General features: G+C 74.1%; 7 protein-coding genes. 6 read left to right on the forward strand and 1 reads right to left on the reverse strand.

What is annotated here, in order from left to right; genetic code table 11:
- The first annotated feature begins 10 nt into the window (after positions 1-10).
- From AC07AB_RS04515 to AC07AB_RS04540, 6 genes are read left to right on the forward strand one after another with little or no spacing between them, the layout of a single operon-like run.
- Entirely contained in the window at positions 11-1,558 is a 1,548-nt protein-coding gene (locus AC07AB_RS04515) for an FGGY family carbohydrate kinase (protein WP_478559915.1), read from the forward strand.
- Positions 1,559-1,590: 32 nt separating this feature from the next.
- Positions 1,591-3,276, forward strand: a complete 1,686-nt coding sequence (locus AC07AB_RS04520) for a glycerol-3-phosphate dehydrogenase/oxidase (RefSeq protein ID WP_478559918.1) — start codon at positions 1,591-1,593, stop codon at positions 3,274-3,276.
- Positions 3,273-4,826 carry an FAD-binding oxidoreductase gene (locus AC07AB_RS04525; RefSeq protein ID WP_478559920.1) on the forward strand — a complete coding sequence of 518 codons (1,554 nt, stop codon included), beginning with the start codon at positions 3,273-3,275 and terminating at the stop codon, positions 4,824-4,826. The genes AC07AB_RS04520 and AC07AB_RS04525 overlap by 4 nt, the downstream gene beginning before the upstream one ends.
- Positions 4,827-4,854: 28 nt before the next feature.
- Positions 4,855-5,511 carry a glycerol-3-phosphate responsive antiterminator gene (locus AC07AB_RS04530; protein ID WP_478559922.1) on the forward strand — a complete coding sequence of 219 codons (657 nt, stop codon included), beginning with the start codon at positions 4,855-4,857 and terminating at the stop codon, positions 5,509-5,511.
- A complete protein-coding gene (locus tag AC07AB_RS04535; protein ID WP_478559925.1) occupies positions 5,508-5,810 on the forward strand; it encodes a putative quinol monooxygenase in 303 nt (100 codons plus the stop codon). Before AC07AB_RS04530 ends, AC07AB_RS04535 begins: the two co-directional genes overlap by 4 nt.
- On the forward strand, positions 5,807-6,937 hold the full coding sequence (locus AC07AB_RS04540; RefSeq protein ID WP_478559928.1) for a zinc-binding dehydrogenase: 1,131 nt from the start codon (positions 5,807-5,809) through the stop codon (positions 6,935-6,937). Before AC07AB_RS04535 ends, AC07AB_RS04540 begins: the two co-directional genes overlap by 4 nt.
- A 182-nt stretch (positions 6,938-7,119) precedes the next feature.
- Here AC07AB_RS04540 and AC07AB_RS04545 read toward each other — a convergent pair whose 3' ends face one another.
- Positions 7,120-8,337 (reverse strand): NAD(P)/FAD-dependent oxidoreductase, encoded by a 1,218-nt coding sequence (locus AC07AB_RS04545; RefSeq protein WP_478559931.1) that lies wholly within the window; start codon positions 8,335-8,337, stop codon positions 7,120-7,122.
- Positions 8,338-8,373 lie beyond the last annotated feature (36 nt).

The following is an 8,373-nucleotide window of genomic DNA, read 5'->3' on the forward strand; positions in this document are numbered from 1 at the left end:
AAGGGCTGCGATGACGCAGACACACCACGGCTCGGCGCGGCGGCGCGGCGTGCTCGCCGTCGACGAGGGCACCACGGGCACGCGGGCCGGCATCGTCCTGGACGACGGTGCGGTCGGGCACGTCCGCTACCGGCCCATCGAGGTCAGCCACCCCGACGACGCGTCGGTCGAACAGGACCCGTGGGAGATCTGGACGGCCACCCTGGACGTCTGCCGGCAGGCCCTGACCTGGGCCCGCGACGAGGGCGTCGAGGTGACGGCCGTGGCGCTGTCCACCCAGCGGGCCACCGCCATGCTGTGGGACCGGCGCACCGGACGGCCGCTGGCGCCCGCCGTCGTGTGGCAGGACCGACGGTACGCGCGGGAACTGCTCGCGTACGAGCGCGAGTGGGACGACGTGCTGACCGCGCGCACCGGGCGGCCGGTGGGCAGCCGCGCGCCGTTCTACTGGGCGGCCCGGCAGATCGCCGGGCACCCGGAGATCGCCGCCGCGGCCCGCGAGGGCCGGCTGGTCTTCGGCACCGTCGACACCTGGCTGATCTGGCAGCTCACCGGCGGCGCCGTGCACGCCACCTCCGCCACCAACGCCTGCTCCACCGGCGGATATCTGCTGGAGCGGCACGCGTGGGACGAGGAGTGGATCGCCCATCAGGGCTTCCCGCTGGAGCTGCTGCCCGACCTCCTCGGCGACGACGAGTGCGACGGCGTCACCGACGAGGCGCTGCTGGGGATCTCCGTACCGGTGGCCGCCACCATGGGCGACCAGCACGCGGCGCTGATCGCCCTCGGCGGCCTCGCCGCCGGGCGCGGCATGTGCGTGTACGGAACCGGCGCCTTCGTGGACGTCGCGACCGGCGAGCGCCCCGCGCTGCCCCGGCCGGGGATCTCCGGGGTGCTCGCCCAGCCCGGCTGGCGGCAGGGCGGGGTGACGCAGTTCAGCCTGGAGGCGTACTGCTCCACCACCGGTTCGGCGCTCCGCTGGCTCTGCGACGACCTCGGCTTCTTCGCCTCCCCCGCGGAGATCGGCGAACTGGCCCTGCAAGCCCCCTCGGGCGGCTCGGCGTGGTTCGTACCGGCGCTGGCCGGGATCCGTACGCCCTCCTGGCGGCCGAACGCCACGGCCGCCCTGACCGGGCTCAGCCTCGCCACCACCCGGGCGGACATCGCCCGCGCGGTGATGGAGGGGATCGCGCACTCCGTCTGCGACCTGATCGACGGGGTCCGCGACACGATGCGGGCGCCGTTCGGCCAGCTCCGGGTGGGCGGCGGAGTCTCCGGCAGCGACGCCCTGATGCAGATCCAGGCCGACCTCGTGGGGCTGCCGCTGGAGCGGGTCGCCGACTCGGCCACGGCGAGCCTGCGCGGCAGCGCCTATCTGGCCGGGGTCCGGCAGGGCCTGTGGTCCGGCCTCGACGAGGTCGTCGAGGCGCAGCCCCGCGGCCGCGTCTTCGAACCCGCCATGTCCGCCGCCGAGCGGACCGAGCACCGGGCGGGCTGGCAGGCGGTCCTCGACCCGCACCTGCGTGAGCCCGCGCGCGAAAAACCTGCGGACGACTGACAACCGTCCACCCGAAACACCAGGAGTTGATTGTGATCACCTTGCCCGCCCGCAAACCGCGGCGCGCCTCGGCCGGAGCGGCCCGCGCCAAGCCGCTGCTGCTCGACCGGGACGGCTCCCGTCGGCAGCTGGGCCAGGACGTGTACGACGTGCTGGTCGTCGGCGGCGGCGTGACCGGCGCGTACGCCCTGCTCGACGCTGTCTCCCGCGGCCTGCGCGCCGCGTTGGTGGAGAAGGACGACTTCGCCTCCGGCACCTCGTCGAAGTCCTCGAAGATGGTGCACGGCGGCCTGCGCTACATCGAACAGGGCAACGTGGGCCTCGTCCGCCACTCCCTGCTGGAGCGGCACCGGTTCCGCCGCAACGCCCCGCATCTGGTGCACCGGCTGCCGTTTCTCTTCCCGATCCTGGAGAAGGAGGGCATCTTCGACCCCCGGCTGGCGAAGGGGTTCGAGGGGCTGCTGTGGACGTACGACCTCATCGGCGGCTGGCGGATCGGCAAGCTCCACCAGCGGCTGACGGTCGAGGAGGTCCTCGCGCACGCCCCCACGCTGCGCGCCGAGAACCTCAAGGGCGGGCTGCTGTACTTCGACAGCCGCACCGATGACGCCCGGCTGACCCTGACGATCATCCGTACGGCCGCGGCGCTCGGCGCCACCGTGCTCAACGGCGCCAAGGTCGAGGGCCTGCTCACCGAGCGGGGCCGGGTCAGCGGTGCCAAGGTGAGCGCGGACGGCGAGGTGATCGACGTACGGGCACGGGCCGTGGTGAACGCCACCGGCGTGTGGACCGACTCCGTCGACAGCATGGCCGAGGAGGGGCACCGCCCGCAGGTGCGGCCGGCCAAGGGCGTGCACATCGTGGTGCCCTGGGAGAAGATCCGCAACGACTGCACGGTGACCGTGCCCATCCCGGGCCGCGCGCGCCGCGCCACCTGCACCCGCTGGGGCAACACCGTGGTGCTCGGCACCACCGACACCGACTTCCGGGGCTCCTCCGACGATGTGCACTGCACCCGCGAGGAGATGGAGTTCCTGCTCGAAGGCGCGAACACGGCCTTCGCGACGAAGCTGACCCCCGACGACGTGGTCGGCTCCATCGGCGGGCTGCGGCCGCTGGTCGGCGGCAAGGAGGGCGCGACGCTGGACATGCGCCGCGACCACCACATCACGCTCGGCGCGGGCGGCATGGTCACCGTCACCGGCGGCAAGCTCACCACCAGCCGGCACATGGGCGAGCTGGTGATCGACAAGGTGATGACGGTCCTCGGCCGCAAGGCGCCCAGCCGCACCACCCACCTCCCGCTGATCGGCGGCGCGGGGTACGACGCCGAGGCCGTGGCCGCGTCCGGCGGTCTCGCGGCGCACTTCGGCGAGCGGTACGGCACCGAGGCCCGGTTCGTCCACGACCTGATAGCGGAGGACCTGGGCCTCGCCGATCCGGTCGTCGCCGGGCTGCCGTACACCAAGGCGGAGGTCGTCTACGCGGCGCGGTCCGAGATGGCGCGCTCGGTGGACGACGTGCTCTCCCGCCGCACCCGCTCCCGGCTGTTCGCCCGGGACGCGTCCGCCGCCGCGGCCCCCGAGGTCGGCCGGCTGCTCGGGCAGGAGCTCGGGCTCTCTCCCGAACAGGTCGACCAGCAGGTCGCCGATTACCTGGCATCCGTCAAGCACGAGAAGACCGTCCTCTTCGAGGGCCCCGAAGGAGCAGCAGCATGATCAGCCGTCAGACCATCACCAACCCCTTCAACCGCGGTGACTACACCGTGGGCGCGCCCACCCCGCCCCGCTGGGCGCGGACCACGCCGCCCGGCGAGGGCCCCGCGTCGCTCCAGCCGAGCGCCGTCGAGGTGCCCGAGCCGGTCATCGAGGAGCTGCGCTCCGCCGCGAAGGCGGTGCACGTCGAGCGCGACGAGGTCGTGGCGCGGACCCGCGACTGGTGGGCCGGTTCCATGATCGGCGAGACAGACGGCAACCCCGCGACGCCCGAGGCCGTCGTCGTGGAGGCCGCGGACGCCGACCAGGTCGCGGCCGTACTGCGGATCTGCCACGCGGCCGGGATACCGGTCACCGCGTCGGCCGGCCGCTCCAATGTCACGGGCGCGGCGCTGCCCGTCTTCGGCGGTGTGGTGCTGGACCTGTGCGGGCTCGACAAGATCCTCTCGTTCGACGCGGTGTCCAACGTGGTGAACGTCGAGGCCGGCATGTTCGGCGACCTCTTCGAGAAGGAGCTCCAGGAGCGCCACCACGTCACCACCGGGCACTGGCCCTCCGCGTTCGCCCTCTCCACGGTCGGCGGCTGGGTCGCCTGCCGCGGCGCCGGCCAGCTCTCGACGCGCTACGGCAAGATCGAGGACATGGTCGTCGGCATCGACGTCGTGCACGCGGACGGCACCAAGGCCACCTACGGCGACTACTCGCGCGCCGCGACCGGCCCCGACCTGCGCCAGCTCTTCATCGGTTCGGAGGGCACCCTGGGCGTCATCACCGCCGTCCGGCTGCGGGTGCACCCCCTGCCGGAGTACGCCAAGGCCCTCGCCTTCGGCTTCGAGACGTTCGAGCAGGGCCTGGAGGCGTGCCGCCGCATCCTGCAGCGCGGCGCGACCCCCGCGGCGCTGCGGCTGTACGACAAGCTGGAGAGCGGCGTCCACTTCGAGCACCCCGAGACCAATCTGCTGCTCATCGCGGACGAGGGCGACCCGACGCTGGTCGACGCCATGCTGAAGGTGTGCGCGGAGGTCTGCGGGGAGTACGGGCCGGAGCTGGACAGCGAGCGGGTCTTCGAGCGCTGGCTGCACGACCGGATGCTGACCGGCAAGTCCTCGGACGGCTTCACGCCGGGCCCCGGCTTCGTCGCCGACACCCTGGAGATGGCCGCGTCCTGGGCCGATCTGCCGGTGATCTACGACGAGGTGGTGGCGGCCATCCAGTCGGTGCCGGGGACGCTCGCGGCCTCCGCCCACCAGTCGCACGCCTACACCGACGGCGCCTGCGTCTACTTCTCGCTGCGCGGGGACGTGGAGCGCGCCGAGCGCCGCCAGTGGTACCGCGCGGTGTGGGACGCGGCCAACGCCGTCCTCATCCGGCACGGCGCGGCGCTCAGCCACCACCACGGCTGCGGGCTGCTGCGCGGCCCGTACCTCGGGGACGCGCTCGGCGCGGGCTTCGCGGCCTTCGTCGCCGTGAAGGAGGCCCTCGACCCGAAGGGCATCCTCAACCCTGGCAAGCTGGGTCTCCCCAGCAGCTTCGGCACCGCTCCCCTGAGCTGAGGCTCTCCCACCCATCTCCAGGTAGGTCATGAACCCCAGCCACCGGCCTCGGGCCGTGCTCGACCCCCGGCTCTCGGCGGCCCTCGCCGAGGTGCCGGTCATCGCGTCGATCGTGGGCCCGCAGCTGCTGCGGTCGTTCGCCGAGGCACCGGCGTCGGTGTGCATCCTCGCGTCGATGTCGGTGGGGCAGCTGCCGCAGATCGTCCCGGCCCTGCGCAAGTCCGGCAAGACCGTCTTCGTCAACGTCGACAGCAGTCCGGGCCTCGCGCAGGACCGGGGCGCGCTGGAGTTCCTCAAGCACATGGGCGCGAGCGGGGTGGTCTCCACCCGGCTCTCGCTGGTCGAGAAGGGGCGGCCGCTCGGGCTCCTCACCATGCAGAAGGTCTTCGTCACCGACCGTTCGAATCTGCGCCGGAGCCTGGACGCGGTCGCCCGCGGCGTGCCCGACCTCGTCGAGCTGATGCCGGCGCCGATCGTCGCGCACATGAGCCAGGAGTCCCAGACGGCGATGACGCCGTTCGTCGCCGCCGGGTTCATCGAGACCGCCCAGGACGCGGCCGCGGCCATCGCGCTGGGCGCCAGCGCCGTGGCCACCTCCGACCCCCGCCTGTGGCAGCTGCGCCGGGACCAGCTTCCCGCGGTCCCGGCGCACGCCGCCCCCCTCGTCAGGAGAAGAACACCGTGAGTCATGTCGTCATCGCCCGCTACCGCACCGCGCCCGGCGCGCAGGACGAGGTACTCGCCCTGCTCGCCGAGATGGCGCGGGCCTCGCTCGGCGAGAGGGGGTGCCGCGGGTACCGCGTCCACCAGGGCACGGCGGACGACCGGACGATCGTGCTCTACGAGGAGTACGACGCCGAGGCGGACTTCACCGCGCACTGCGCCACCGAGCACTTCAAGACCCTCGTCCTGGGCAAGGTGGTCCCGCTGCTGGAGCACCGCGAGGTCCTCCAGGTCACGCCGTGCGGGGAGGCCGCCGTATGAGGATGCCGGCCGCGGTACTGCGCACCACCTCGACCGAGCGGCCGTACGGAACCACCCGGCCGGTGGAGATCGAGGAGGTCGAACTGGGCGATCCCCGCGAGGGCGAGGTGCGGGTGCGCGTCGCCGCCGCGAGCCTGTGCCACTCCGACCTGTCGGTCGTCAACGGCGACCGGGTCCGGCCGCTGCCGATGGTGCTGGGGCACGAGGCCGTCGGCGTGGTCGAGGAGACCGGGCCCGGGGTGCGGGACGTCGAGGCGGGCGACCATGTGGCGCTGGTCTTCGTGCCCAGCTGCGGGCGGTGCGTGCGGTGCGGCGAGGGGCGCCCGGCGCTGTGCGCCGCGGCGGCCGAGGCCAACGGGTCGGGCGGGCTGCTGCACGGCCCGTCCCTGCTGCGCGGCGCGGCCGGGGAGCTGGTCCACCACCAGCTCGGCGTCTCGGCGTTCGCGCGGTACGCGGTCGTCGCCCAGGAGTCCGTGGTCAAGATCCCCGCGGACGTGCCGTTCTCCGTGGCGTCCATGTTCGGCTGCGCGGTGCTGACGGGGGCGGGCGCGGTCATCAACACGGCCGCGGTGCGGCCCGGTCAGTCGGTGGCGGTGCACGGCCTGGGCGGGGTGGGGCTCTCCGCCGTCCTCGGCGCCCGCGCCGTCGGCGCCTGGCCGATCATCGCCGTCGACCCCTCCCCCGCCAAGCGGGACCTTGCGCTGCGGCTCGGCGCGAGCCACGTGTTCGCGCCCGAGGACGCGGCGGCTGTCGCCGATGTGACCGGCGGCGGCGCCGAGTTCGCCGTGGAGGCGGTCGGCAGCCCGCAGGTGATGGCGGGGTGCCTGGAGTCGGTGGCCCGCGGCGGCACCGTCGTCTCGGTGGGGCTGCCCGCGCCGGGCCGGACGCTTGAGGTCCCCGCGCTGGCGTTCGCCGGTGAGGGCAAGTCGCTCGTCGGCTCGTACATGGGCGACGCGGTGCCGCGGCGGGACATTCCGCGCTATCTCGGCCTGTGGCGGGCCGGGCAGATGCCGGTGGAGCAGATGCACACCGGCACGCTGCCGCTGAGCGGGCTGAACACGGCGCTGGAGGACCTCGCGAGCGGTGCGGCGATCCGGCAGATCATCGACACTTCGGCGGACGTCTGAGCCGTTTCCGACGGGACCGCGTCGGCTGGGCCGGCCGCACGGGCGCCCGCTGGGCCGATGGGTTCGGCGGGCGCGCCCGTTCCGTCAGGGGTGGCACCGCGTAGCGCGCTGTCGACCGTAGCGTCAAGGGCGCCCGTAAGCTCCCGCAGTCGCGTCGCAGAGGCCGGGCGCGCGCGGCGGCGTCACCGCGGCGCCCGGCACAGGGAGCGCTCCGCCTCCGTGAACGGCGGGCCGGGCAGCGGTGCGCTGCCCGGCCCCCGCAGCACGGCGAGCGCCACCGCGGGCCGCAGCAGGGCGTCGAGGGGCGCGGACAGCGTCATGACGTCGATCATGGCCCGCGCCACGGCGGGCCGGCCGGTGGCGGCCCGGGTCAGCCGGTCGAAGTAGCCGCGCAGCAGCCGCGCGGCGACCGGCGGCTGGTCGCCGATCGCGCCGGGGTAGCGGATGTCCTGCCCGGTGGCCAGGTCCCACGCGTTGTCGGCGGTACGGGCGAGGGCGCGCTGTACCCGCCGGGCGAGGTCCGGGTCGCCGAGGCCGCCGCGCCGCAGTTCCCGGCGGAGCGCGTCGGCCCCGAGGGCGGCCACCGACATGCCCTGGCCGTAGACGGGGTTGAAGGTGGCCACGGAGTCGCCGGCGGCGACGAACCCGGCGGGCCACCGCGCGAGGCGCTCGAAGCGGCGGCGCCGGTTGACGGTGCTGTGGGAGACGAACACGTCGGTGATCGGCTCGACTTGGGCGATCAGGTCGGCGATGACGGGGTGGACGAGCCGTCGGCAGAACCCCTCGAACTGGTCGGCCTCCTTGGACGGTTCGCCGCCGCGCGTGCCGGAGATGGTGATCAGCCACCGGCCGTCCTCGATCGGGACGAGGGTCGCGCCCTGCGCGGCGCGCTCCAGTCCGGCCCTGGGCTGCACGCTGACGACGGGGAAGTTCTCGGCGCCCGCCGGGGCGCGGAAGAGGCGGGTGGCGTAGGCGAGTCCGGAGTCGACGCGCTCCTCGCGGACGGCGGGCAGGCCCAGTTCGGACAGCCAGCGGGGCGCGTAGGAGCCGCGCCCGGTGGCGTCGACGACGAGGTCGGCGGCGAGGTGCGCCACGCCGCCCGCGGCGGCCGTGTCGCGGACCCGGACCCCGGTGATCCGCCGGGCGTCGCCGTCGAGTCCGAGTACGTCGGTGCCGTCGCGGAGGGTGATGTGCGGCCGGGCGAGCACCTGTTCCCGTACGACCCAGTCCAGCAGGTCGCGGGTGCAGGCCATCAGGTACTGCATCTCCGGCCAGCGGGGCAGCCAGCCCTTCGCGGTCAGGGCGACGAGGCCGGTCGGCAGGGGGATGCGGGGGGGGGCCAGCGCGAGCCCCCGGGTGGTGGTCTCAGGCCGCCGGGGAGCTATGAAGCGTGTGCACACCGACCACAAAAGGGGGGTGGGGGGGGATTTTGGAAA

This window comes from Streptomyces sp. NPDC044033 (assembly GCF_056434425.1).